The following is a 26385-nucleotide window of genomic DNA, read 5'->3' as shown; positions in this document are numbered from 1 at the left end:
CGCGGCAGGAGCCACTTCATGCGCAAGCGCTGGCCTTTGCTTCTCCTTTTATGCGGTTCGCTGTGCCAGGCCACCGTCTTCGGCGGCATTCGCGGCCTGGTACACGACGCCCAGCATCGTCCCATCGCCGGCGCCCAGGTCGTGATCCGCGCCGTCAACTCCGATTTCCGCAAGACCGCGGTCACCAACGATCTCGGCGAATTCCGCCTGGAGGCGCTCCCAGCCGGCGCCTATGAAGTCGAGGTCGCCGCACCCGGCTTCGCCGATACCCGCCAGCCCATCACCATCATCTCCGGCAACGTTGCTGAATTGCACTTCCCGCTGTCGGTGGCGCGGGTGAAGCAGGAGGTCGAGGTGCGCGCTGAGCCCGAATCGGTCGGTACCACGACCTCCACCACCACGAGCCTGGTCAGCCGCGAGCAGATCGCGCAGACTCCCGGCGCCGACCGCACCAACAGTCTCGCCATGGTCACCGACTTTACGCCCAGCGCGGTCATCGTGCATGACCAGCTGCACCTGCGGGGCGGACACCAGGTCACCTGGCTGCTCGATGGCGTTCCGGTGCCGAACACCAATATCGCCAGCAATGTCGGCCCGCAGTTCGATCCCAAGGACATCGATTACCTGGAAATCCAGCGCGGCGGGTACTCCGCCGAATATGGCGACCGCGCCTACGGCGTGCTCAACGTGGTCCCGCGTTCGGGCTTCGAGCGCGACCGCCAGGCCGAACTCGTCACCAGCTTCGGCAGCTTCAACCAGACCAACGACCAGTTCAATTTCGGCAGCCACAATGAGCGCTTCGCTTATTACGGCAGCGTATCCGGCAACCGTACCGATCTCGGTCTCGAAACCCCGGTCCCGCAGGTGCTGCACGATCTCGGAAGCGGCCTGAGCGCGTTCGCGTCGTTGATCTACAACAAAACGCCGAACGACCAACTGCGATCCGTGATCTCCGCCCGCGGCGACCACTACCAGGTCCCCAACGATCCCGATGCCCAGGCCGCCGGTCTGCGCGACGTGGACAACGAGCGCGACGTCTTCGCCAACTTCTCCTGGGTGCACACTTCGCCCGAGGGCCTGATGCTGACCGTCTCGCCGTTCTACCATTTCAACAGCGCGCACTATCAGGGCAGCCTCAATGACGATCGCGGCTCCAACTATGCCGGCGGGGTGGCCACGCTCGGCATCGACCACGACCGCCACAATGCCCGCATCGGCCTGGCAGGCTTCATGCAGCACGAATCGCGCGCACTTGCGTTGACCAGCGACGGCGGTGCGTTCAGCGCGTCAGATCATGCGTGGGGCAGCCTCGCGTCCCTGTTTGCTGAGGACCAGTTCAAGGCCGCATCATGGCTCACCTTGAATGCCGGCGTGCGCCTCACGCACTTCAGCGGCGCCGTCAGCGAGACCGTGGCCGACCCGCGTATCGGCGCCACGGTGCAAATCCCGCGGCTGCGCTGGACCTTGCGCGCCTTCTACGGACGCTACTACCAGGCGCCGCCGCTGTTCAGCGTGGGTGGCCCGGTGCTCGCCCTTGCCGCCAGCCAGGGGTTCGGCTTCCTGCCGCTCAAGGGAGAGCGTGACGAACAGCGCGAATTTGGCCTCACTATCCCGGTTCGCGGCTGGAGCTTCGACTTCGCCAACTTCCGCACCACTGCGAAAAACTTTTTCGACCACGACGTTCTCGGCAATTCCAACATCTTTTTTCCGCTCACCATTGACCGCGCCCGCATTCGCGGCTACGAAGCCACCGTGCGTTCCCCGCAGATCGCCGGCCGCGCCAGCGTTCATCTCGCCTTCTCGCGGCAGTGGGCGGAAGGCTTTGGCGGCGTAACCGGCGGTTTGACGGATTTCTCGCCGCCGCCCGACACCTGGTACTCCCTCGACCACGACCAGCGCGACACGCTCACGCTGGGCGGCACCCTGCGCCTGCCGCTGCGCGCCTGGACGTCCGCCAACCTTCACTATGGTTCCGGGTTTCTTGACGGCGACGGCCCCTTCCATCTCCCGCGGCACACCACGTTCGATCTTGCCCTGGGCAAGACGTTCGGCGAGAGTTGGACCATCCAGGCCAGCGGCCTGAACTTGAATAACAACCACTACTTACTCGACAACAGCAACACCTTCGGCGGCACTCATTACGTCAACCCGCGCGAAGTGATGGTCGAAGTCCGCTACCGGTTCAAGTATTAGCGAAATGAAAAACTGTGGCCCCGGCGCCCTCCCCGGGCTTGCGCATACCCTGTGTCCATGCGGTAGATTACAGAGTCGCGCACCGTTGTTCCGCAACCATCGGTGGGCGTGGGCATCTATACGGAAAAGAGCATCGCTCAACATGAAAATGAATCAGCGCAGCCGTGCGTGGCCGATCATTCTTGGGGTTCTCGCGGTCGGCGGAACCATCGCAGTGCGGGCGCAGACCGCCGGCGAAATCCTGCGTCCGCCCAAAGGCGCCAAGGTGGCCATCGTGGTCTTTGAAGACCTGGAGTGTCCCGACTGCGCCCGCGCCGCTCCGCTGGTGGTGGAAGCCGGAAGAACCTACAAGATTCCGGTGGTCCGCTACGACTTCCCGCTGACGCAGCATCTCTGGTCGTTTGATGCCGCGGTTCTGGCGCGCTTTTTCGGCAGCAAGTCGCCCGCCCTCGGCGTGGACTTCCGCGAGTACATCTTTCGGCACCAGCAGGAGATCACCGGCGTGAATCCATCCGACGAAGCTGGCCAGAAGCAGCGCCTGCGCGCCGCCGCGGAAAAATTTGCCCAGGAACACAAAGTCGCGCTGCCCTTCGTCGTGGACCCGCAGAACAAATTCGCCAATGCCGTGCGCGCCGACCGCGACCTCGGCATCCGCATTGGCATTCAGCACACGCCCACGCTCTACGTGGTGAACAATAGCCGCACCGGGCGGCCGTTCATCGAGGTGGTGGACCGCAGCCAATTGTTCCAGTTGATTGACCAGATGAAGGCCGAAGCCGGGATGTAGGGCTGCCGAGCCGTTTGGAAGATAGCCACAGAGGACACAGAGGGAAAAGCAAATCGTTTATGGCTGCTGGCGGGCTGGCGGTTGTGCCTTCGTGCTGTGGCGAATGGGGTGTGTTTCTACCATGCTCCTCTGTGCCCTCCGTGGCAAGAAATCACCAAACACAATCACAGTTGGCTCATCTCCGGCGTGGCCGCCAGCAAACTGCGGGTGTACGCATGTGCCGGCAGCGTCATGATCTGTTCCGCCGGGCCCACCTCCACGAGCTTGCCCCGGTACATCACGGCGATGCGCGTTGCCAGGTAGCGCACCACCGGCATGGAGTGCGAGATGAACAGGTAGGTGAGGCCGAATTCGCGCTGCAGTTCTGCCATCAGGTTGATGATCTGCGCGCCCACGCTGACGTCGAGCGCCGACACCGGTTCGTCGGCGACGATGAAGCGCGGCCGCAGCGCCAGCGCCCGCGCGATCCCGATCCTTTGCCGCTGCCCGCCGCTGAACTCGTGAGGAAAACGGCTGAGCGCCGACTCATCCATGCCGACGGCGCGCAGCAGTTCGGCGGGGGTGGGCGGCGCGGGTTGGTTGCGGCCGGTCTGGGCGCGGTGAATGACCGCGGGCTCGGCCAAAATGTCCGTCACTCTCATCCGCGGGTCGAGCGAGCCGAACGGGTCTTGGAAGATGATCTGCATGTCGCGCCGCAGCCGCCGCACTCCCGCTGCGCTCGCCGACAACACATCCACGCGCTCGTCGAAGCGCACGCTACCCGAGGTTGGCTCAATCAGCCGCAGGATCAACCGTCCCAGCGTGCTCTTGCCACTGCCCGATTCGCCCACCAGCCCCAGCGTCTCACCGCGGTGAATGTCCAGCGAGACGTCGTCCACGGCGCGCACTTCCCCCTTGGCGCTTCCACCCCAGATGGATTCGCCGAGCGGGAAAATCTTGGTCAGATTGCGGACTTCGACTAAAGCCACGGTCCTTAGTTTCCAGTTTCTGGTTGCGAGTGTCCAGTTCCGATCGGAGCTGCGAGGAATGTCCTGAATCGGACGACAGGCCGTTTACTTCAAAGCCGCCGGCTGAGCGCATGACGTGGGCATGATTCCTATCCTGATTCCGTCGTCGCCGCAACTCAAACCGAAACCAATGTAACCCGCGTGGGTTTGATAGCATCTAGGCTCAGAAGCATACCTCGGGGATGGCAGGTTGATTCTGCGAAGCCGAATTCGCTCTTGGACGGCCAACCGCCAGCGATGGGCAGCCATGCTGTGCGTTGCCCTTGCCGTCTTTGCGGCAACGGCGGCGATCGTCCACGTTCACCCGCATGCCAGCGACGGCGGCCCGAACGCCACGCACTGTCTTATCTGTGTCGCGGCGCATGCGCCGACCGTGCTGACTTCAGTAGTCGCTCCGCTTCCGGCCGTTACCAGCATTCGCGGTACGATCAGCCTGCCGGAAAGCGATCCTCACAGCCGGTTGCTTTCGCCAGACCTCTTCATCCGTCCTCCGCCGGCCACGGTCTAGTTTCCACACCATGAATTGGAGCACGCCCGGATAGGACGGCGGAATCAATTCCGCCGCTCCGCGAATCCGGCGCGGGCCTCTTTTTTCGAATGAAACACCTGTACCTGCCCATCCGTGTTGATGGGAAGAAGCAAACGGAGAAAAATTATGAGCGGCACTTCTTTGTGGCATTTTCGTGCACCCAACACTCTGCGAAAGATGTTCTCGGCGGTTGCGGTCCTCGGGTTGCTGATGTGCGCCAGCACGCCGCTGTCGCAAGCGCAGCAACTGGGCGGCGCGGGAACCATCACGGGCACGGTCAGTGACCCCACCGGCGCGGTGATTCCAGGCGCAACCGTAGGAATTCGGAACCCGGTTAGCGGCTTTGAGCGCACGGCGGTTACGAACAAGGCAGGGACATTCAACATACCCAACGTTCCATTTAACAACTATCACCTCACGGCGAACGCGCCGGGGTTTGCGCACTACGCTCAGGACATTGACGTGCGGTCGATCGTGCCGGTGAATGTGGGTGTCAGCCTGGCGGTGGGGGAGGCCGTCACCAGCATAACGGTGGAAAGCACAGCGGAAGACCTCCTGGAAAACACTCCATCGTTTCACACCGACGTCGATCGTGGTTTGTTTGACAAGCTTCCTTTGGAAAGCCAGTCGTCATCGGTCAGTTCGCTGGTTACGCTCGCCACCCCCGGAATCGCAGCGGATTCCAACGGGCTTTTCCACGGAATGGGGGATCACGCGGAAAACTCATTTTCGGTTGACGGTCAGCCGATCACGGACCAACAGAGCAAAGTCTTTTCCAACCAGATACCGATTGATTCGATTGAGTCGCTGGAAGTGATCGCGGGCGCCCCTCCCGCCCAGTATGGTGACAAAACCAGTGTCGTCATCAACGCAACCACCCGTTCGGGGCAGGGCGTGACTACGCCCAAGGGCTCGCTGACGACTTCCTACGGCAGCTTTGGCACTTCCAATGTCGATTTCAATCTGGCTTACGGAGGTCAGAAGTGGGGGAATTTCATCGCGCTGAGTGGGCTTAACAGCGGGCGCTTCCTCGATCCGCCAGAGTTTTCGGTGATGCACGACAAGGGCAACCAACAGAACGTCTTCGATCGAGTGGACTACCAAGTTTCGACGGCAGACTCGATTCACGTCAACCTGGGTTTCACGCGCTCCTGGTTCCAGAACCCGAACTCGTTCGACATGCAAAACGCGACGGCATGGAACGGGCTGGTGGCGGCTAACGGGCTCGGGCCGGACGGCCTTCCGGTTGGTCCTACCGACCAGCGTTCGCAGATCAAGACATTCAACATCGCGCCGTCATGGACCCGACTACTGGGCCCGACGGCGGTTTTCACGTTCGGCGGTTTTGTGCGGCGAGACCAATACAACTACTATCCCAGCGGCAACCCGTTCGCTGATTTCGTGCCGGATCTTCAGTCACAGACGGTAGCCCAGGACCGGACGCTCACCAACGCGGGTCTGCGCTCGGATATCTCCTACGTGAAAGGAATCCACAACCTGAAGGCTGGAATTACGTATCAGCAAACGTTCCTGAACGAGAACGACAAGCTCGGCATCGTCGATCCCACCTTCCTGGGTTCCCTCACGGACGCGAACGGCAATCCATGCGTGGATGCCAATGGGAACCCGGTTGCAGCTCCGTGCACAACTCTGGCCCCGTTCGACCTCACGGCGGGAGGATCTCTTTTCGGATTTCACGGGCACGCGGACGTGAAGGAGCTGGCGCTCTATCTGCAAGATGCGATCACGAAAGGAAGCTGGACTTTCAACCTCGGACTGCGCGGCGATTTTTACAACGGTCTTACCACGCATCGGGAAGCCGAGCCCCGCTTGGGGGTCGCCTACAACATCAAGCCAAGCAACACGGTTCTTCGCGTTTCTTATGCGCGAATTCTGGAAACTCCCTTTAATGAAAACCTCGTGCTCTCCAGCGTCGGCTGCGCGAACGCTATCCTGAACCCGCTGCTGGGCTGTTCTTCGGTGTCGACGACCCCCTTGAGTCCCGGCTGGCGCAATGAATTCCATGCCGGACTGGAGCAAGCCCTCGGCCGGCATCTGGTGTTTTCCGGGGAGTACATCTGGAAGTACACCCACAACGCTTACGATTTCAGCATCCTCGGCAGCACGCCGATCACATTTCCGATTCAGTGGCATACCTCCAAAATCCCCGGAGTGGCTGGTCGTGTGAGCCTGGCGGACTTCCATGGCCTGACGGCATTCACGGTCTTCTCCAGTGTCGCGGCGCGTTTCTTTCTGCCGCAGCTTGGCGGAGCCGGCGCTACGCCATCGGCTCCCGGAGGAGTGTTCCGCATCGACCACGACGAGAAGTTCAACCAGACGACGCACATTCAGTATCAGCCCTGGAAGCGCGGACCGTGGATTGGTTTCAACTGGCGTTATGACAGCGGCCTGGTCGCCGGCGCGGTGCCGTTTGCAGCCGACACCACGACGCCGGTCGATCTGACGGGACTCAGTGCTGACCAGCAGATGCAGGCAGGCCTCTTCTGCGGCAGCTTGCGGCCAACACTCTCTTCACCGCTCACCACCTGCGCCCCATCCCAGTACGGGTCGACGCTCCTCAAGATTCCGGCCCCAGGGACCGAGGACGACGATCACAATCCGCCGCGGGTCGCTCCCCGCAATCTCTTCGATCTGTCCGTGGGACACGACAACCTTTTCAACCGTGACCGTTACAAGTGGAGCGTGAATTTCACGGTCATCAACTTGACCAACCGAGTGGCGCTGTACAACTTCCTGTCAACTTTCAGCGGCACACATTATGTCAGCCCGCGCACCGTGACCGCTCAACTGGGCTTCCATTTCTGATTGCAACGCGTGCGGGGCTCCGGCCAAAGCCGGGCCCCCTCGACGCTATTCGCCAGGCGGAGGTGGCGTACGCGTTCTGAGTCACGCATCCCGCTCGGTCAAAGTTCCGAGGCCCGCGCCGGACTGTAGTAAACTTTCGCTGTTTTTCCGAAAGGCGGGTGTGGGTTGATCGAGCTAGCGCCTTCGATCTTGTCGGCCGATTTCGCCCGGCTGGGCGAACAAGTCCATGCGGCGTTCGAGGGCGGCGCGTCGCTGCTGCACGTGGATGTGATGGACGGCCACTTCGTGCCCAACATCACGATCGGGCCGCCGGTGGTGAAGTCGCTGCGCAAGGTGACCGACTTGCCGCTGGATTGTCACCTGATGATCGAGCATCCCGACCAGTACATTCCGTCGTTCGCGGATGCGGGCGCCGACTGGATTTCCGTGCACCAGGAAGCATGCGTCCACCTGAACCGCACCCTGGATCTGATCAAGTCGCACGGCTGCCGCGCCGGAGTGGTGATCAATCCCGCCACGCCGGTCGCGACCCTGGCCGAGGTGCTCGACATCGTCGATTTCGTATTGGTGATGTCGGTGAACCCGGGATTCGGCGGTCAAAAATTTATCCCAGGGTCGCTGAATAAGATTGCGCGCCTGGCGGCGCTGCGGGCGGAGCGCAATCTGGGCTTCCGCATCGAGGTGGACGGCGGCGTGACGCTCGACACCGTCCAGCAGGCAGTGCGTTCCGGGGCCGAGGTGCTGGTGGCGGGCAACGCGGTGTTCGGGTCCGGCGATCCCAAGAGCAACGCCCAGAAAATGCTGAAGGCCGCGATGGAAGCGACGCTGCAAAAGGTGTAGCGAGTTGCGAGTCCCGAGTTGCGACTCGCGCCCCGGATTCCTGTAAACTGGAGGAACCGTTCTCCGCTCCCGAAGCTTTGTTCCGAGAGATATCGAGGTAGGGAATGTACCGACGTATCCTTGCGTTCTTAGGCCTGACGCTGCTTGTCGTCACGCTGGCCGGCTGTCACAACAAGAAAGTCAACAATCCGCTGGCCAATGTGGGGTCCAAGCAGCCCGACAAGGTGCTGTTCGACCGGGCCATGGACCAGATGAAGCACAACCACATGGACCAGGCGCGGATCATCCTGCAGACACTGATCAACACCTACCCGGATTCGGAGTACATCGCCCGCGCCAAGCTGGCGGTGGGAGATTCCTGGTACGCCGAGGGCGGATCGGCGGCGCTGGCCCAGGCGGAGAACGAGTACAAGGACTTCGAGACCTTCTTTCCCAACATGCCGGAGGCGGCGGAAGCGCAGTTGAAAATCGCCAACATTCACTACCGGCAGATGGAGAAGCCCGACCGCGACTTTACCCACGCCATGCGCGCGGAAGAAGAGTACCGCAACCTGATCCAGCAGTATCCCGACAGCAAGCTGGTGGCGGAGGCCAAGGACCGGTTGCGCGAGGTGCAGGAGGCCCTGGCGGAGCGCGAATTCCGTATCGGGCGCTTCTACTTCCTGCGCGAGTCGTGGGCGGCGGCCATCGCGCGCCTGCAATCGGTGGTGGATGATTATCCGCTGTACAGCGGGGCGGACGAGGCTCTTTACCTGCTGGGCGGCGCCTACGAGCGGCAGATCGACGCCATTCGCGCTTCGAAATTCGACGAGGTGGCGAAGGGGAAGATGATCAAGGATTTCAGCGACAAGGCGGCGGCGGCGTACGCGCGCATCGTTACCCGGTATCCGGCCACCGACCGCGCCGGCGATGCTCGCAAGCGCCTGGAGGCTCTGCACCGGCCGGTCCCCACACCGACGCCGGAAGCGATCGCGCAGAACAAACGAGAAGAAGAGAGCCGCCGGGAATTAGGACGCTTTGGCAAGCTCAAGTTGAACCTGCATCGCGGGCCCGACACGTCGCTGGCCGCGCGAGTGGGTGAGCCCACGCTGGTGGATCCCAAGCCGACCAACGCACCCGACATCGTGCGGGCGAACACGGCGGCGATCATGGCGGCCAGCGCCAAGACGGGCGGTGGAGAGACAGGAACCGGAAGCGTGAGCGTGGAAACGGTGAAGAGCGGCGCACCCCCGCCCAACCAGCCAGTCCCCCGCAGCGATGCGCAACCGGGCACCGCGCCGGCCGCCGACACCGCACCGGTACTGAGACCCATCCCCTCGGCGGACAGCAGCAGCGCCGGGCCGGATACGGGAACTGCAAGCTCAGCGGCCGGGTCGTCGAATAAGGGCCAGAGCCCCGCGCCCCCGGCGCAGGTCAACGAGGCCGCCGGCGACCAGGGCAATGCGGCCGCGTCGAGTGCCAATGCCAGCTCTTCCAGTTCGAGCGACAAGAACACCACCTCGTCGAGCAAGAAGAAAAAGAAGAAGGGGCTGGGCAGACTGATTCCGTTTTAGAGAGAGACGAGGCTTTCGGCAATCCAGGCAGGGTGACCAGCGCTGGTCGCCCTTTTTGTTTGCGAATTTCCATTGGGCACGGCTGTTTTCCGCCATTTGCCACTCCCCATTCGCTGGTTCGCACTGAGCTTCCGCGTTCTGGCTTGCCCCTCGCGCGGGAAGCATTTCGCCAGCCGTCAGGCGCCCAATTGGACATGTCCCAAGGCGGTTTGCAAGGCGGGCGAGGGGGGTGCTGTTTCGGTTGACTTGCAAGCACAGACACAGTAACTTCGGTGCCACGGTGCCCCGAACGAGGCTCTCTGTGTCATTGAAGGTATTGCTCGCCGACGACAACATTACCGCCCAACGGATGGGCTGCAAGATCCTCAGCGATGCCGGTTACAGCGTCGTGCCGGTCAGCAATGGCGCGGCGGCGGTGAAGAAGATCGCTTCCGAGAAGCCGGAGTTGATCATCCTCGACGTGTACATGCCCGGTTATACCGGACTGGAAGTCTGCGAAAAGGTGAAGAGCGCGGCTGAAACCGCCCGCATTCCGGTGCTGCTGACCATCACCAGTATGGAGCCGTTCAGGCCGGAAGACGGCAATCGAGTGAAGGCCGACGGCGTGCTGACCAAGCCGTTCGAGGCGACCGATCTGCTCGCCGTGGTGCGCAAACTGGCAGAGAAGCTGCATCCCGCGGAGCCGGCGGAGGCCCCAACCACCGTCAAGATGGCGGCAGTCCAAGATTTTTCCGACGCGAGTTACTCCGACTGGAAGTCGGAGGCCGGGGCAGACGAGCCCGCCGCAAAGCCGGCGGAGATTTCGGACGACGTTGGTTCCGCGCCGGTCCTGGGCATCGAAGGACTGGACGCAGCGTCGATATTGACGGTCGAGTCCTCACCTGCGCCGTTCGCGGTGGAGAGCCAGCCTGCGGAAGTCCCGATCTTCGACCTGAACGCGCCTGCGCCGGCGTTTGATTTGCAGCATGCGGAACTGCCCGAGGCCGCGCCGGTGATCGTGCCTCCTGCCGAGTTGGAATACACTTCGGCGCCGCAGGCTGGCCCGACGGAAGTGGCGCCGGCAGCCGAGTTTGAGCCGACATTGCAAGCCGGCGCCGACCAAGTTCCGATCGTGCGGGATTCGGCGCTGGCCACCGATCCCTCCGACTTCATGCAGTTCGCCACCAAGTTCGGCCAAGAACATCCGGAAGAGATTCCCGTCGGCATCGCCATGGAGGAGCCTGCGCACGAAGATGCGATTGCTGAAATCCACGCATCGGTGGCCGAGTCTGGCCCGGTGGCGGAAGCGGCAAGTTTTGAGCACGAAATGCGGCAGGCGTTCGAGACGCCGGGCGGCGCGGCCGCAGCGCCCGCGCGCGAACCTGAGCCGGAGGCTGAAGCCGGCATCGATACACAGCCGATCGAGATCTTCCCGGAGCCATATCCCGCGCCGGCCACGGAAATCGAAGCCGCACCCGAACATCCGGCAGAAAACCACGAGCTTACGCAGAGGCTGGTGTCGCAATTCGTCGCCGAATTGGAAGCCGCGCAAAGGGAAGCACCGCTGGAGCTCGAAATGGAGCCCCCATCCGCTGCCGCCCCCGCCCCCGCCTCGATGGATGAGCAGCACATTGCCGAGGTTGTGGAGCGCGTGTTGGCGCGCTACAAAGACGAACTGGTCGCGGCCATTTTGCGCGAGCTGCAGTCCTAGCCGATCCTTTCAACACCAACCGACAAAAGTGGGAATTTGCGGGGCACGGATTATGCGCTGGCAAATGAGAGCGGCGCGGATATAATGCCGCCCACCCGGAGAGTTCAAATCAAAACGCATTGGGGGCAACATGCCGCATTCAGGATGGAGCGGGCCGCGAAGGATTCTGCTCGCCATAACAGTCATAGCTCTGTCGGCCGCCGCAGGCGCCCAGAGTTCGACAAAACCAAAATCACCGGCGGCCGATGCCACGCCGCAGGTTAACCATCTACTTGGTCTCGAGGACGTCAAGCACAACGCCAAGGGCAAGCTGACGGTCAGCGCCACCGGCTTGGACTTCCAGGGCGCCGCCTCGCACGCACGGGTTCCGATCGCATCCATTGAGGACATCTTCACCGGTGAGGACAGCCGGCAGACCGGCGGCAAAGTGATGACGCTGGCCAAAATGGGCGTGCCTTACGGCGGTGGGCGCGTCCTCAGCCTGATTACGCACGAGAAATTCGACAGCCTCACGGTGGAATATCGCGACGATAACGGCGGGCTGCATGGTGTTATCTTCACCATGCCGCTGGGCCAGGCGAGGGACATCAAGACACAACTGGTTGCTCAGGGCGCGAAAGCCAGCATGCCGGTGGAAGCAACCGCCGACACGAAGGAGAAGAAATGAATAGCCAACGAGCACTTTGGCGTGCCCTGGCGGCCGCGGCGCTGCTGCTGACGCTGCTGGCCGGCGCATCCGCTTTCACACAGGAAAAGCCAGCCGCGACACCGACGGCGAAACCGGCCGCGACGGCTACCCCGTGGGCAATCCAGATCGAGCCGGTCTCGGCTGAAGAAGGCCAGCTCCCGCCCGACTTCGCCATGGCCATCTACGAAAAGCTGATCGAGGAAGTCGGGAAGACCAACAAGTTTCAGCAAGTATTCCGCAGCGGCGATCGGCGGGCGACCGACGTGCCCAACTTGCTGATTCTCACCACCAAGCTGGAGAAATTCGAGCGCGGCAGTCAAACCAAGCGTGCCGTCACCACGGTGGCCGGCGCCACCAAGGTTACGGTGCACGCACAACTGGCCACGCGCGACTCGCAAATCAAGGTGGACAAGACGGTGGCGGGCACAGTCCGTCTGTTTGGCGAGAACATCAAAGCGACGCAGTTCCTGGCGAAAAACATCGCCAACCTGATCAACCAGGCGTCGTTCTAGATCGCAACATTCGTGCCGGAGTTGAAAAGCTAGCTGTCAGCTCTCAGCTATCAGCCGTCGGGTTTCGAGCCTGACGGCTGTTTCATTTGCTGCGACGCGCCGGGTTTTTCGTTCCCACATCTGCCAACGGCGGGCAGATGTGGGGCACCGTCGAGTCGAACGCCGCGCTGGAGATGCGGGCCACCAGCCGTTCGCAGCAACCATCCGTGCGGCCGAGCGGTTCTTGACACCTTTTGCCGGCAAGACCTAAGATGGCAAAACTTCTAGGGTGACCTCCTCGCGATGATCGGCAAGACAATTTCCCACTACCGCATCACCGACAAGCTCGGCGAAGGTGGCATGGGCGTGGTGTATTGCGCCGATGACGCCAGGCTGGGCCGGACCGTGGCGCTGAAGTTCCTGGCCGAGGGATACGCCCGGGACAGCCAGGCGGTGGAACGCTTCAAGCGCGAGGCCCGTGCGGCTTCCGCGCTCAACCACCCCAACATCTGCACCATCTACGACATCGACGAGTACGAAGGCCGTCCCTTCATGGTCATGGAGCTGCTGGAAGGCGAGACCGTGAGGCGGCGCCTGGCGCAGGGACCGTTTTCCACCGACGAGCTGCTGGATCTGGGGATCCAACTCGCGGATGCGCTCGATGTAGCCCACAAGCGGGGCATCGTTCATCGCGACATCAAGCCGGCCAACATCTTTGTCACCGGGCGCGGCCAAGCCAAAATTCTGGACTTCGGCCTGGCCAAACTGATGCCCCAGAGAGACAGGGTGGCGATGGGGGCCGGCGCGCTGATTGGTCCCAACGCGGATACCATGGCAGAACACTTGACCAGCCCCGGTACGGCGATTGGGACGGTCGCTTATATGTCCCCCGAGCAGGCACGCGGGGATGAAGTCGACAGCCGCTCCGACATCTTCTCCCTGGGCGTGGTGCTCTACGAGATGGCCACCGGAAAAGAAGCCTTCCCCGGTAATACCTCGGCGGTGGTGTTCGATGCCATCCTGAACCGGGCGCCGCTTGACCCGGTCCGGTTGAACCCGAACCTGCCGCCCGGCTTGGAACCGATCCTCAGCAAGACGCTGGAGAAGAACGCGCGGTCACGCTATGACAGCGCTGCCCGGCTGAAGGCCGATCTGCAACAGCTCAAGCGCGACAGCGATTCCAGCCGGACGGCAGCGGTGGCGGCGCCGGCGGAGCGCTCCCTGGCCGTGCTCTATTTCGAAAACCTCAGTGGCGCCAAGGAGGACGAGTACTTCCGCGACGGCATGACGGAAGACGTTATTACCGAGCTGTCCAAGATCAAGAACCTGAAAGTGTTTCCCCGGGCGGCGGTGCTCAGCTTCCGCGACCAGGCGGTGACCGGACCGCAGGTGGGCCAGCAGCTCAATGCCCGGCACGTGCTCACCGGCAGCCTGCGCCGCGCCGGCAACCGCCTGCGCATCACGGCGCAACTGGTGGAGACGCGCACCGGGCACGCCGCTTGGGCGGAGCGCTACGACCGTGAGCTGAAGGACGTCTTCGAGGTGCAGGACGAGATCGCCCGCAGCATCACCCAGGCGCTGCGCATTACCCTCTCGCCCCAGGAAGAGAAGGCCATCGCCCGCAAGCCCACCGAGAACACCCAGGCGTATGACTCCTACCTGCGCGGCCGCAGCTTCGCCCGCCGCGTGACCCGCTCCGACCTGGAATTCGCCATGCAAATGTTCGAACAGGCCATCGCTCTGGATTCCCGTTTTGCCCTGGCGCACGCGGGAATGGCCAATGCTTGCGGCGAATACTACGAGTGGCACGAACACGACCAGCGATGGATCGAGAAGGGCACCGAGGCAGCGCTCCGGGCCCTGGCGCTGGAGCCGCACTTGCCGGAGGCGCTGCTGGCCCAGGGACGCATTGCCTACGCGGTGAAGCGCTACGATGAGGGTACCCGCCTGGCGAAGCAGGCCATTGAACGCAAACCCGATTGCGATGGAGCGTACTTCGTGCTGGCCCGGGCATTCATCGCCTCTGGGCACCCGGAGGAAGCGGCCCGCCTGACGGAGGCCGCTTTGGCAGCCAATGGCGATGACTACAACGTGTATGTCCCGCTGATGGTGGCGACGGAGCGGCAGGGTGACAAGGAAGGCACGCGCCGGCTGCGCGAACGGAGCTTAGTCTCGCTGGAGCAGCAACTCGCCCTGGTTCCCGAGGATGTGCGGGCACGCATCCTGCTGGCCAGCAACCTGGCCTGGCTCGGACGGATCGAAGAGGCGGTTCAGGCGCTGCAGATTGCGGTTGCGCTGCGGCCCAACGATAGCAACATCCTCTACAATGCGGCGTGCACCTACGGCATCCTGCAAAAAAAACCGGAAGCGTTGGACCTGCTCAAGAAGCTGAACGCGATGGGGCATCTGAACAAGGGCTACGCCCGGCAGGATTCCGACCTGGACTGCCTGCACGGCGATCCCGAATTCGAATCGCTCATGGCGTGACCGGCTTCCCGGATAAAAAGCCCCCGCCAACATCAGACTGTGACCCGTGCACTGCCCCTCACAAGCGATTGTGACGGCGGTTACAGCCTCGGCGTACATCCCAGGCTAGGCTCACAAGGGCGGAATCCCTGGGAGCTTGTACCTCACCGGCTACTCTTGCGGGAAGCGGAAAAAGTGCGGAGATGAAGTCTATATGCGCGTGGTGTGGATCCGAGATCGCGCCCAGTGGAACGGAAGAGCCTGCCGATAGCCCCGTCAGCCACGGCATCTGCGCATCCTGCCGGAATAATATCGACTGCCAGGAAGGCGTCGCACTGCAGAGTTACCTGGACAGCATTCCGCTTCCGATTCTGGTTCTCGACAGCAAGTTCCAGATCGTAGCTTTGAATCGCAAAGCCTGCGAAATCACCGGCAGCAACCCCAAAGATTCGGCAACCCGACTGCCTGGAGACGTGTTTGAGTGCGAGCTGGCACGCCTCCCAGGAGGCTGTGGCAGGGCGGTGTGCTGCTCCGGCTGCGCCATCCGGAAGGCCGTGCTCAAGACCTTCGAAACCGGCGAACCGGAAAGCGGCATTCCAGCGACTTTAACGCTGGAAGGCGCTCATGCTTCCGTTGCCCTCACGATCACTGCCATCAAAGCCGGCGATGTCGTGATGCTGCGGATCGAGGGGCTTGGGGATTAGGCGAAAGCCCGCGAGACGCACAACGAAAGCTGCGAGGCCGATACCGATCACTGCCATCGCCACTACTGCAAATTCAACTGCATCCCCTGTCTCGCAATGAGACGCCACACGGCATTTCGCCGATTCCCTGGCTACTATTGAGACACATTTTGCTCCTGGACTTGGGCAGAAGTGTCGCTGCGCGCCAGATATCATCAATGATTTCAATTAGTTACAATTTATTGTTACCGAAGTAACAAGTTGGAAGCCAACCTGCCATTAACCGTGACAGCCCCCCAGGGTGAATGAGGACACCAATGGACGTCACGGTTGCCGAAACCACGCCAGCGCCAGCCATTGCGATCGATACCAAGGCTGTGATCCGCTGTAAGAAGTGCCAGCTCAACCAGTTTATGACCAGGCAAGGAAACTGCCGGCGCTGTCGCCGGCCCTTGCTGTGCGAAGAACCTCCGGTGGTTGTGCCCGAATGCCAGCCGGCCCAGTCCGCCGGTCCAGCGCGTCCGTCGGTCGACATGGCCACGGCGATCTGGCTGCTGCGCTCGGCGCGCGGAATGTCGCAGCGCGATATGGCAAAGAAAATGGGCATCGCGCGCACCTACATCAGCAAGCTGGAAGGCAATCGCTGCGTGCCGTCGCCGCCGCAGATTCGGCGCATCGCGGGCATTCTGGAGGTCTCGGAGTATTGCCTGGTCGCGCTGGCGACGGTGCACAACCAGTCCGCCTCGGGGCAGTAATCCGACAGTGCTTTATCGGGCGCGTGCGCCCGCGCGCCAAAGATACTAATGCTATCCACATGCTTACACGAGGCAATTCGACTGTCTCACTGTACGCCGTTGTCGTGTTGGCCTTCATGTTCTGCCTAGGCGCTGAAGGGCAGGCACGGATTAGCGGGGCCTACCTGGCACACGATAATAGCGGGGCGATGATGCTTCAGTTGACCCAAACAAATGACGGACAACTGGCGGGTGTGTTCAGTCTCGTTTTATTGAAAGACGGAAAGATTGAAGCCTCTCAGGTAAGCGTCAGAGGCGTCACCGATAACGGGCAAATCACTTTAACATTTGGAGAAGGCTTTCTTGGTTTTGGAAAACCGACGTGCTCAGGCACTGTGCGCGGGAACACCATAACTCTCCAAATCATCGATAAAGGCAAGGTAACGCCAATGGTGTTATCTCGCGCTTCGGAAAGCCTGTTCGCAACGTACACTGACGAATTAAAGAAAAGAGCCACAGCAATTTCGACCAACGCTCTGCTGTCCCAGTTCGTTAAAGCCGTCAAACAGATGGTACCCACCTCCGACGCTTGGATATCAGAAGCGCAAGGCCGCGTTCAACAATTGCCCGCCATCGAAAATGGATACCGGCAAATTGAGACACGGATGCAAAAACTCATCGGAAGGGAACGCACAATCGCCGATAGCAGTGTCAGATACCAGATATCAACCAACGTTTATCACCTGGACATCGAGGGCTACAATTTCGACACCCAAGTTGATTCGGCATGGGACAGGCTGTCCGATGGTGGAACGAATCTGGAAAAACAGTTTGCCACTCTCGTAAACAATTGCAAGGGCTCGGAAATCTCGCTTCGACAGCGTGGGGCATCTGAGGAGTTGATCGATGGATGGCGAACGGCTTGTCGAAATGGACTTGTACAAAGAGACCGATTCCAGTCTCAACTCAAGACAATTCGTGAGAAGAGAGCATCTCTGAAAGCATTTCAGAAGGATGCTGAAGTACGGCGGCAGGCAGTGGTTAAACTGTCCGATAAGCTAGCCGAATAGTGGCCGATTTAGTCACTTGCCCTGCCCGCCGTTTGACCCTGTTTTCCACCCGCCTGTAATATCGAACTTCAGTTTCAGTTTCAGAAAGGCCCATGCCCGATTGCGTCAATGGGTTATCGCGGCAGGTAAGCGGGAGAAACTGTTAGCCGCTATCGAGAAAAGTAGAAAAAACAGTTCGCGGTAAGAGCCTCTTAAGGTGCAGTTCTTCAAATGCCAATTCCCGAGTCACGTCCGGGACACCAGTTGCTGCGCAACCGCGTAATCGCAGCTCTCGACCTTACCGCAGGAATCGCAATCCAATGGCTTCAACGAATCCGAAACTTGGGAACAGTCGATCTTGCTCGAATCTGGTACCAGTCTGAGGTGTCGACTCGCCAGGTCATACGCGATAATTTTCGCAACCTGTGTCTCGAATACTCTGGGTAAGACCCACGAGGGATTCTGCGCACTCTCGGTTCAAATAGACTGTAAGCCATGTTCGATATTTCCAGCTCCCAAGATTTCTACGCCATGCTGGTACAGGACTTCGATGAATTCATTGAAGACCAGCAATCCTCGCGGCGCGCGATTCATTGCGCCATAACCGCTTATCATCTCCATGAGTGGGTATGGGGAGACTGGCTCGGAACGGACTATCTCACGCGGAAAGCGCTGAGCATTCGCGACAAGGAGTCCTTTCTGGCGTGGATAGATAAAGCCTGTCCTTGGTTTTCCAGCATCCAGGCTCTGGCTAACGGCTCAAAACATTTCATCCGAAAGCCAGGCTTCGACACTCAGAAAATACAAGGATACGGTCAAGGACCGTATGGGGTCGGTCCCTATGGACAGCCCTACCTACTCATAGATTTTGGAGAGCAGGCCGCAGAGCACCGATTTTATCCCGCTGGCGCGTTGCTTGAGGTTGTGGTGAGATTCTGGCGGGATTTCTTCAAGTTGTACCACCCTATCCCCGACCTTCCGGCAAGCAAGTACCATGTCGATTAGTTCTGCGCTTCGGTATGAAGTGCAAAATCTCGCGCCGTCCACCTCCGAGCAAGCCTGAGCGAGTCCGCCGCACGCTTCCACACCGCCGACGCCCAAAGCTTCTACGGCACTCAGCGCATCGCCGCCGCCGAAACCGCACGTGTCGGCCGCAGCGTCAGCTCCGGCGTCCGCGCCCTTGCGATCTCGTCATAGAGTAAAATCTCCCGGTCGCCCACGCGGGCGCCCTCCGCCACGATCGCCAAATCATCAACCTGTGCGTCGTCCTCGACGCAACCCATCACCCACGCGCAGCCTCTAACACGTCCATTGTCCCGCACCACGGCGAACGGCCCGTAAACTTGCGCCGCATCGTAAACCCACGCATCCCCCGCGTGGCACAAATTGTTCTCGCTCTCTATATACCCTCCCAAGTCGCCGCGCCTCACATCGCCGAAGTCTCTCAGCGCCCGGATTCGATAGACCGTGTTAGTTTGACCCCTTTTTCCGCCCGCCTGTAATATCAAAGTTCAGTTTCAGTTTCGGTTTCAGTTTCAGAAAGGCCCATGCCCCACGAATTGTCCAAGGCGTACGACCCGGGCGCCATCGAGCAGCGCTGGGCGGAATACTGGGTAAGCGAAAAGCTGTTTTCGGTGAAGACGCCGCCTGCGGAAAACCCCCACCCTGTCTCGCCAAACCCGGGCGAGACAAGGGTGGGGCAACCGCCGAAGCCGCCGGTGTTCACCTTGCTGCTGCCGCCGCCCAACGTCACCGGTGCGCTCCACATGGGACACATGCTGGAACACACCGAGAGCGACATCGTGGTGCGCTGGCACCGCATGCGGGGCGACCTGACGCTGTGGATTCCCGGCACCGACCATGCCGGCATCGCGACCCAGATGCTGGTGGAGCGTCAACTGGCCAGCGAGAAGCTCGACCGGCGCCAGATGGGGCGCGAGAAATTCCTGGAGCGCGTGTGGCAGTGGCGCGAGCACTACGGCGGGACCATCCTCAAGCAGATGAAGCGGCTGGGGACGTCGGTGGATTGGGACCGCGAGTATTTCACCATGGACGAGCGCCTATCGCGCGCGGTGAGGGAAGTGTTCGTCCGCCTGTACGACGAAGGGCTGATCTACCGCGGAACGTACATCATCAACTGGTGCCCGCGGTGCGGGACGGCGATCAGCGACCTGGAGGTGGTGCACGAGGACACGCCGGGCAAGCTGTACCAGATCAAGTATCCAGTGAGCGGATTGGAACGTCCCCACCCTGTCTCGCCAACCCCGGGCGAGACAAGGGTGGGCCACCCGGAGTTCATCACGGTGGCAACCACGCGTCCGGAGACCATGCTGGGCGACACGGCGGTGGCGGTGAATCCCAACGATGCGCGCTACACGCATCTGCATGGGAAAAAAGTCATCCTGCCGCTGATGAACCGCGAAATTCCCATCATTCTGGATGAAGTGGCGAACCCGGAATTCGGTACCGGCGCGGTGAAGGTCACGCCGGCGCACGATCCCAACGATTACGAGGCCGGCCTGCGCCACCATCTGCCGCAGATCACGGTGATGGACGAGCACGCGCGCATGAACGAAAACGCGGGCGCGTACGCCGGGCTCGATCGCTTCACCGCGCGCGCGCGCATCGTGCACGACTTGCAGGAGCAGGGATTGCTCGCCGGAACGAAGGATTACATGGTGCCGCTGGGCAAGTGCCAGCGCTGCCACTCGATTGTCGAGCCGCGGATTTCGACGCAGTGGTTCGTGGCGGTGAACAAAAGTCCCGAGTCCCGAGTCCCAAGTCCAGAGAGTAAAACGAGCGGACAAAATTCGAGGGGCACAGAGATCCGCTTGAGCATGGCCGGGGCCGCGGTTGAGGTGGTGAACTCGGGCGCGTTGCGCTTCACGCCGGAGAACAATGCGGCCATCTACCTGCAATGGATGGCGAACCTGCACGACTGGTGCATCTCGCGGCAGTTGTGGTGGGGACACCGCATTCCGGCGTGGCACTGCGGCAACTGTCACAAGATCACGGTGGCGCGCGAGGCGCCCAATACCTGCCCGCATTGCGGAAGCAGCAGCCTGGAGCAGGATCCGGACGTGCTGGATACGTGGTTTTCCTCCGCGCTGCTGCCGTTCACGTCGCTGGGCTGGCCCGACGCAACCCGTGACCTGGAAGTGTTTTATCCCAACACGCTGTTGATCACCGGCTTCGACATCCTGTTCTTTTGGGTGGCGCGGATGGTGATGATGGGTTGCCATTTCATGAACGAGTCTTCAGTCGTCAGTCTTCAGTCGTCAGGAAAAACCGGAGAGCAGGCTGCAGGAGGGCAGTCGACGGTCCCCTCGGCTGCGCTCGGGGCAGGCTCTGGTCGACGGTCGACGGCGAAGAACGAACTGGCGGAGAGCGTGCCGTTTCGCGAGGTGTACATCCACGCGCTGGTGCGCGACGCCGAGCGGCAGAAGATGTCGAAGACTAAGGGCAACGTGATGGACCCGATCGAGGTGATTGAGAAGTACGGCACCGACGCCACGCGCTTCACGCTGGCGGCGCAGGCTGCGCCCGGCACGGACATCGCGTTCAATCCGTCGCGCACCGAGGGCTATCGCGCGTTTGCCAACAAGATCTGGAATGCGGCGCGGTTCATGTTCATGAACGTCAACCGCGCAAAAGAGATGGGCTCGTGGAATCCTGAGTGGTCAGTGGCCAGTGGCCAGTGGTCAGAAAGACGCGGGTCAGAGACCCGCGCCACACAAGCTGGCAGGCTCACCGCTGGTGTGCGGGGCTTTGAGGCAGCCGCGCTGGAGGACCGCTGGATTCTGTCGCGGTTCAATCGCGTGGCACAGGAGATGAATGAGGCGATCAAGACTTATCGCTTCGACAATACGTGCCACGTCATCTACCAATTTTTCTGGGGCGAGTTCTGCGACTGGTACCTGGAGCTGATCAAGCCGCGGCTGAGCACCCCATCGCGCGAGGCGCGCGCTGGGGACCCCGCAAAAGAGAACAGCGAGGACAAGCCGACGGTGGCGCGCGCCTGTAGCAACCTGGTGGCGCTGTTCGAGGCGGCGCTGCGCCTGCTGCATCCCATCATGCCGTTCATCACCGAGGAGATCTGGCACGCGCTCTACGATCAGGAGCCGCCGCTGAAATCGATCGCGCTGGCGCCCTACCCGCAAGCGGACGCGGCGCAGATGGACGAAGCGGCTGAAACCGAAATGGCGATCCTGCAGGACCTGATCGTCAGCGTGCGCAATTTGCGCGCGGAATTGAAGGTGGAGCCGCGGCAGAATATTCCTATCCAGGTGCACACGCAGGATGGCGTGCGGCGGATCTTCGAAGCGAATCGCGGTGCGGTGGAGCGCCTGGCGAATGTCGGGGAGATGGCGTTTGTGCCGCAGTCGCTGGCCAAGGAAGCTGGGGCGCGTTCGACGGCGCGGTTCGACGTGCGCGTGCTCTACGAGAAGAAAATTGACGTTGCGGCCGAACGCGAGCGGTTGAACAAGGAGCTGGCGAGGATCGAGAAACAGATCGAGAGCGCCGAGCGGCAGTTGGGCAACGAGCAGTTCCTGGCGAAGGCGCCTGCCAAGGTGGTGGAGGGACTGCGGAAGCAGTTGACGGAGTCGAAGATGCTGCGGGAGAAGACCAGGGCGGGGTTGCGGGAGATGAAATAGTGCCGCACCTCCGGCGCTCGTGTACCTTGTCACTACGTGTTCCCACCGCTGCCGCGGTGGGCTAACGAATTCCGCGCCTCCGGCGCTGGTCATTGCTGACGACCGACGGCTGAAGACTGGCGACTGAAGACTGGCGACTAACGACCGACGACTAGCGCCTGAAGACTGGCGACTAACGACCGACGACTGGCGACTGAAGACTGGCGACTAACGACCGACGACTAGCGCCTGAAGACTGACGACCGAAGACTGGCCATGGACTGGCATTCACGAAGAATCACGGCGATCCTGGAGAACGCGCTGCTGGAAGACAAAGCCACCAGCGACGCGACGACCTATGCCTGCATCGAGCCGCAGCAGCAGGCGACCGCCACCATCATGACCAAGCAGGACTGCGTGCTCGCCGGGTTGGGCGCCATCCCGCGCATCTTCGACGTTTTCGCGCAGCTCGACGGCACGGTCAGCGGTTATCCCGACGTGCGCAGCCACCCGGAAGTTTTCGACGGCGTGCGGCTTCACAAGGGCGACTTCGTTGCCGTGATCCAGCACAATGCGCGTGTCATTCTCTCTTGCGAGCGGGTGATCCTGAATCTTCTGCAGCGGCTCAGCGGCATCGCGACCATGACGCGAAAGTTTGTGGACGCCATTGAGGGCACGGGAGCGCACATCCTTGACACTCGTAAGACCGCCCCCGGCCTGCGCATGCTCGACAAGTACGGCGTGCGCTGCGGCGGCGGCCACAATCACCGGCTCGATTTGAGCGACGGCGTGCTCATCAAGAACAACCACATCGCGCTGGCGGGCGGCATCGCCCCGGCGCTGGAGCGGGCGCACCGCAACCGCCGCGGCGATCAGCCGATCGAGATCGAGGTGCGCAACCTCGATCAATTGGAACAGGCGCTGCTGCATGGCGCCGAAGCCATTCTGCTCGATAACATGCCGGTGGAGGAGGTCAAACGCGCGGTGGTGCGGGTGGCGCATCACACGCGCCGCGTGCCGCTGGAGGTTTCCGGCGGGGTGAACCTGGAAACCGTGCGCGCCTACGCGGAAACCGGCGTGGAGTTCATCTCCATCGGCTCGCTCACCCATTCCCCGTCCGCGGTAGACATGAATTTGAGGACGAAACCCGCCTAGCTCTGAGCTCTCAGCTATCAGCTCTCAGCCGTCAGCGGCACTTCGGATCGCGGAATACTTTGCGTTCCTATTCGCTGGTCACGCATAATCTCCCCATACCACGCAACCGCACATCCCGGACACCGCGGCAATTGCGGCCCCCGGCGAAACTGCGCGTCCACGACGGCGCGCTGAGCGACGCGCGGCTGGGCCGGATCGTGCGCCTGCTTGCCGACCACGCCATGGTGGTAGTGAGCGGCACCAAGCTGGCGCAGGAGATTGCGGCCAGCCGGTCGGAAGTCTGGCGCCTGGTGCAGCAGTTACGGCGGCTGGGCGTGCGCATCGTCGGCCGTCCTGCGACGGGATACCAGATCGAAAGCATGCCTGACCTGATGCTGCCCGAATTTCTTGCGCCCGCACTCCAGGGCACCATCTTTGCCGAGCACATTCATCATTACTTCCGCATCGGCTCCACCAACGCGGAAGCGATGAACGCCGCCGCCGCAGGTTCGCCTGACCGCGCCACCGGGCGAAGATCGCACGCGGCGGGGATCCCGGCGCCTGAGGGCAGCGTGTACGTGGCCGAGGAGCAGACGGCGGGCCGCGGCCGCGGAGGTCACGGGTGGCACTCGGCGCGCTCGGCGGGAATCTACTGCTCGGTCGTCTTGCGCCCGCAGGTCGCGCCGGCCGATGTGCTCATGCTTTCCCTGGCGGCTGGACTCGCGGTGCGCCAAGGGGTCGAACAGGTGACCGGCTTGCGCGCCGATTTGCGCTGGCCCAACGACCTGCTGCTCGGCGGCAAGAAATTCTGCGGCATCCTCATCGAGATGAATGCCGAGGCCACGCGCGTGCGCTACGCGGTTGTGGGCATGGGCATCAACGTCAACCAGGAGACGTTTCCTCCCAGCATCGCAGCGACGTCGTTGCGGATGGAGAGCGGGAGAACGTGGTCGCGGGTGGAACTGGCGGCCGCTTTGCTAAAATCGCTCGACCGCGAGTACCGCCGGCTTCCCGATGCTGCGGCGCGCAACCAGGTGCGGCTGCGCTTTGAACAGAGTTCTTCGTCGGCCCGTGGGCGGCGCGTGCGGGTCGAGGAAGACGGCGGTTACGAGGGAGTCACCGAAGGCCTGGATGAGCGCGGGTTTTTGCGGGTGCGGACGGAGTCCGGCGTAAGGACAGTGCTTTCGGGGGGAGTGAGGGAACAGGATTAACCACGGATCGCCACGGATGAACACGGATCGGAATAGAGTTGCGGCAGCCGAGGGCGGCTACCGCCATGCAACTCATGGGTGAGTCATTCAGACAGCCTCAGGCCTGAAGCCTGAAGCCTAGAGCCCGAAGCCATGCTTTTGGTTCTCGATGTGGGCAACACCAATACGGTGCTGGGCGTCTTCGAATCCGCCGCCGGGTTCGAACGCGACAGCGAGCCTGCGCGCCTGCTGGCGCACTGGCGCGTCGCCACCATCAAGACGCAGACGGTGGACGAGTACGGCGTGCTCTTCCGCAACCTGTTCGCCATGGCGCAATTGGAAGTCGAGCAGGTAAAGGGAATCGTGATCTCGTCGGTGGTGCCGCCCATGGACACCACCCTGCACGAGGTCTGCGAACAATATTTTCACACCAAGCCGCTGTTCATCGAGCCGGGCGTCAAGACCGGCATGCCGGTGCACTACGATAATCCGGCGGAGGTCGGCGCCGACCGCGTGGTGAACGGCGTCGCCGCGTTCCAGAAATTCGGCGGACCCTGCATCGTGGTGGACTTCGGCACGGCCACCACCTTCGACGCGATTTCCGCCAAGGGCGAGTACCTGGGCGGGGTGATTGCGCCCGGCATCGGAATTTCCGCCGACGCGCTCTTCGAGCACACCGCGCGCCTGCCACGCGTGGACATTCGCAAGCCGGCGAAGATCATCGGCACCAATACCGTGAGCAGCCTGCAGGCCGGCCTGTTTTACGGGTACCTCGGGCTGGTGGACGGCATCCTGGAGCGGCTGATCGCGGAACTCGGCGAAAAAACCAAAGTCGTCGCCACCGGCGGGTTGGGCAGCATGATCGGGGCGCACTCCCGGTTCATCACCGAGGTGGACGACCTGCTGACGCTGGAAGGCTTGCGCATCATCTGGCAACGCAACCAGGCGACGCCGAGCGCGAAACGAAAAACGGCAAAATAAACCACGGATCGCCGCGGATTCACACGGATGAGAAGAGAAGAAACAATCCGTGTTCATCCGTGCAAATCCGTGGTCAATTGTTTTCTCGTGGAAAACTACTTCAATTACTTCACCGAAATCGAGGAGCACTTCCAGCGGCGGCGGGGCACCATCCTGCTGCTGTCCACACTCGATTGGGCGTTGATCGAGACCTGGAAGGATGCCGGCATTCCGCTGGAAGCCGCGCTGCGCGGGATTGATGCCGCCTTTGAGCGCTGGGAGCGGCGTCCCTCGAAGACCCGCAAGGTGAACAGCCTGGCTTACTGCGCGCAGGAGGTGCTGGCCGCGGCCGAGGAGATGAAAGAGGCGGAGGTGGGAACGGCGCGCGCGGAAAAGCCGGATGCCGGATTCGCGCCGGAAGAAATTGCGGCCTACCTGGAGCACAATGCGGCGGCGATTGAATTGTCCCGCGCTGGGCTGCCGGAGATTTCGCAACCGCTCGCCGCCGAGACAGCACAGTCGTTGCGCGGATTGTCGGGCGAAATCAAGCCACGCGCCGGACTGGAGGACCTGGAGCGCCGGCTCACCGTGCTCGAAGACAAGCTGTTCGCCTCATTGCTGGCGGCCACACCCGACGAGCAACTCCTGGCTGTGCGCGCCGAGGCCGACCGCGAACTCGCGCCCTATCGCCGCAACATGGCCGCGCCGCAGATCGAACAGCTCCAGAAGCAGTATGTCCACAAACGCCTGCTGGAACGGTACGGCCTGCCGCGGTTGAGCCTGTTTTACATGCAGTGAGCCGAGAATTTTGTAATTTGGTAATTGGGTAATTTAGTAATTGAGGTTCGCTAACGAGCACTGCAAATCACCAAATTACCAACTTACGAAATTACTAAATGAGCCGCACATGCTTCCTTGTTCCCGTGGTGAA

21 protein-coding genes are annotated in these 26385 nt (G+C 61.8%); 19 read left to right on the top strand and 2 right to left on the bottom strand.

What is annotated here, in order from left to right; genetic code table 11:
* The first annotated feature begins 18 nt into the window (after positions 1-18).
* Both LAN70_05095 and LAN70_05090 read left to right on the top strand, forming a co-directional pair.
* Positions 19-2193 carry a TonB-dependent receptor gene (locus LAN70_05095; protein MBZ5510530.1) on the top strand — a complete coding sequence of 725 codons (2175 nt, stop codon included), beginning with the start codon at positions 19-21 and terminating at the stop codon, positions 2191-2193.
* Positions 2194-2341: 148 nt separating this feature from the next.
* Complete coding sequence (locus LAN70_05090; GenBank protein MBZ5510529.1) at positions 2342-2980, top strand: DsbA family protein; 639 nt, start codon at positions 2342-2344, stop codon at positions 2978-2980.
* Between the two features lie 164 nt (positions 2981-3144).
* Here LAN70_05090 and LAN70_05085 read toward each other — a convergent pair whose 3' ends face one another.
* Entirely contained in the window at positions 3145-3948 is an 804-nt protein-coding gene (locus tag LAN70_05085; protein MBZ5510528.1) for an ATP-binding cassette domain-containing protein, read from the bottom strand.
* Between the two features lie 286 nt (positions 3949-4234).
* Here LAN70_05085 and LAN70_05080 point away from each other — a divergent pair, with 286 nt between their 5' ends.
* The 12 genes from LAN70_05080 to LAN70_05025 all read left to right on the top strand — a co-directional run bounded on the left by LAN70_05080 (position 4235) and on the right by LAN70_05025 (position 18541).
* Positions 4235-4495 carry a hypothetical protein gene (locus LAN70_05080; GenBank protein ID MBZ5510527.1) on the top strand — a complete coding sequence of 87 codons (261 nt, stop codon included), beginning with the start codon at positions 4235-4237 and terminating at the stop codon, positions 4493-4495.
* Positions 4496-4693: 198 nt separating this feature from the next.
* The gene (locus tag LAN70_05075; protein ID MBZ5510526.1) at positions 4694-7342 is read left to right on the top strand and encodes a TonB-dependent receptor; all 2649 of its coding nucleotides are present in this window, start codon (positions 4694-4696) and stop codon (positions 7340-7342) included.
* Between the two features lie 165 nt (positions 7343-7507).
* On the top strand, positions 7508-8182 hold the full coding sequence (rpe, locus tag LAN70_05070; GenBank protein ID MBZ5510525.1) for a ribulose-phosphate 3-epimerase: 675 nt from the start codon (positions 7508-7510) through the stop codon (positions 8180-8182).
* 104 nt (positions 8183-8286) lie between these two features.
* On the top strand, positions 8287-9735 hold the full coding sequence (gene bamD, locus LAN70_05065) for an outer membrane protein assembly factor BamD (protein ID MBZ5510524.1): 1449 nt from the start codon (positions 8287-8289) through the stop codon (positions 9733-9735).
* 301 nt (positions 9736-10036) lie between these two features.
* Positions 10037-11425 carry a response regulator gene (locus tag LAN70_05060; GenBank protein ID MBZ5510523.1) on the top strand — a complete coding sequence of 463 codons (1389 nt, stop codon included), beginning with the start codon at positions 10037-10039 and terminating at the stop codon, positions 11423-11425.
* A 130-nt stretch (positions 11426-11555) separates the two neighbouring features.
* Positions 11556-12092 (top strand): hypothetical protein, encoded by a 537-nt coding sequence (locus LAN70_05055; protein MBZ5510522.1) that lies wholly within the window; start codon positions 11556-11558, stop codon positions 12090-12092.
* A complete protein-coding gene (locus tag LAN70_05050; GenBank protein MBZ5510521.1) occupies positions 12089-12625 on the top strand; it encodes a hypothetical protein in 537 nt (178 codons plus the stop codon). Before LAN70_05055 ends, LAN70_05050 begins: the two co-directional genes overlap by 4 nt.
* 282 nt (positions 12626-12907) lie before the next feature.
* Positions 12908-15091 (top strand): protein kinase, encoded by a 2184-nt coding sequence (locus LAN70_05045; GenBank protein MBZ5510520.1) that lies wholly within the window; start codon positions 12908-12910, stop codon positions 15089-15091.
* A 182-nt stretch (positions 15092-15273) separates the two neighbouring features.
* On the top strand, positions 15274-15774 hold the full coding sequence (locus LAN70_05040; GenBank protein MBZ5510519.1) for a PAS domain-containing protein: 501 nt from the start codon (positions 15274-15276) through the stop codon (positions 15772-15774).
* A 296-nt stretch (positions 15775-16070) separates the two neighbouring features.
* On the top strand, positions 16071-16508 hold the full coding sequence (locus LAN70_05035) for a helix-turn-helix domain-containing protein (protein ID MBZ5510518.1): 438 nt from the start codon (positions 16071-16073) through the stop codon (positions 16506-16508).
* Between the two features lie 107 nt (positions 16509-16615).
* Entirely contained in the window at positions 16616-17557 is a 942-nt protein-coding gene (locus LAN70_05030; GenBank protein ID MBZ5510517.1) for a hypothetical protein, read from the top strand.
* A gap of 474 nt (positions 17558-18031) precedes the next feature.
* Positions 18032-18541 carry a hypothetical protein gene (locus LAN70_05025; protein MBZ5510516.1) on the top strand — a complete coding sequence of 170 codons (510 nt, stop codon included), beginning with the start codon at positions 18032-18034 and terminating at the stop codon, positions 18539-18541.
* A 110-nt stretch (positions 18542-18651) separates the two neighbouring features.
* Here LAN70_05025 and LAN70_05020 read toward each other — a convergent pair whose 3' ends face one another.
* The gene (locus tag LAN70_05020) at positions 18652-18951 is read right to left on the bottom strand and encodes a hypothetical protein (GenBank protein ID MBZ5510515.1); all 300 of its coding nucleotides are present in this window, start codon (positions 18949-18951) and stop codon (positions 18652-18654) included.
* A 132-nt stretch (positions 18952-19083) separates the two neighbouring features.
* Between LAN70_05020 and LAN70_05015 the strand changes: the two genes are divergently transcribed.
* From LAN70_05015 to LAN70_04995, 5 genes are all read left to right on the top strand, one after another.
* Positions 19084-22191, top strand: a complete 3108-nt coding sequence (locus LAN70_05015) for a valine--tRNA ligase (protein MBZ5510514.1) — start codon at positions 19084-19086, stop codon at positions 22189-22191.
* Positions 22192-22446: 255 nt separating this feature from the next.
* On the top strand, positions 22447-23325 hold the full coding sequence (gene nadC / locus LAN70_05010; protein ID MBZ5510513.1) for a carboxylating nicotinate-nucleotide diphosphorylase: 879 nt from the start codon (positions 22447-22449) through the stop codon (positions 23323-23325).
* A gap of 131 nt (positions 23326-23456) precedes the next feature.
* Positions 23457-24515 (top strand): biotin--[acetyl-CoA-carboxylase] ligase, encoded by a 1059-nt coding sequence (locus LAN70_05005; protein MBZ5510512.1) that lies wholly within the window; start codon positions 23457-23459, stop codon positions 24513-24515.
* Between the two features lie 132 nt (positions 24516-24647).
* On the top strand, positions 24648-25475 hold the full coding sequence (locus LAN70_05000; GenBank protein MBZ5510511.1) for a type III pantothenate kinase: 828 nt from the start codon (positions 24648-24650) through the stop codon (positions 25473-25475).
* An 87-nt stretch (positions 25476-25562) separates the two neighbouring features.
* The gene (locus LAN70_04995; protein MBZ5510510.1) at positions 25563-26252 is read left to right on the top strand and encodes a hypothetical protein; all 690 of its coding nucleotides are present in this window, start codon (positions 25563-25565) and stop codon (positions 26250-26252) included.
* The last annotated feature ends 133 nt before the right edge of the window (positions 26253-26385 follow it).

It is taken from the genome of Terriglobia bacterium, assembly GCA_020072845.1.
GTDB lineage: Bacteria > Acidobacteriota > Terriglobia > Terriglobales > Acidobacteriaceae > JAIQGF01.
Note: the sequence above shows the minus strand (reverse complement) of the source record. Positions and strands in the feature narration are given on the sequence as shown.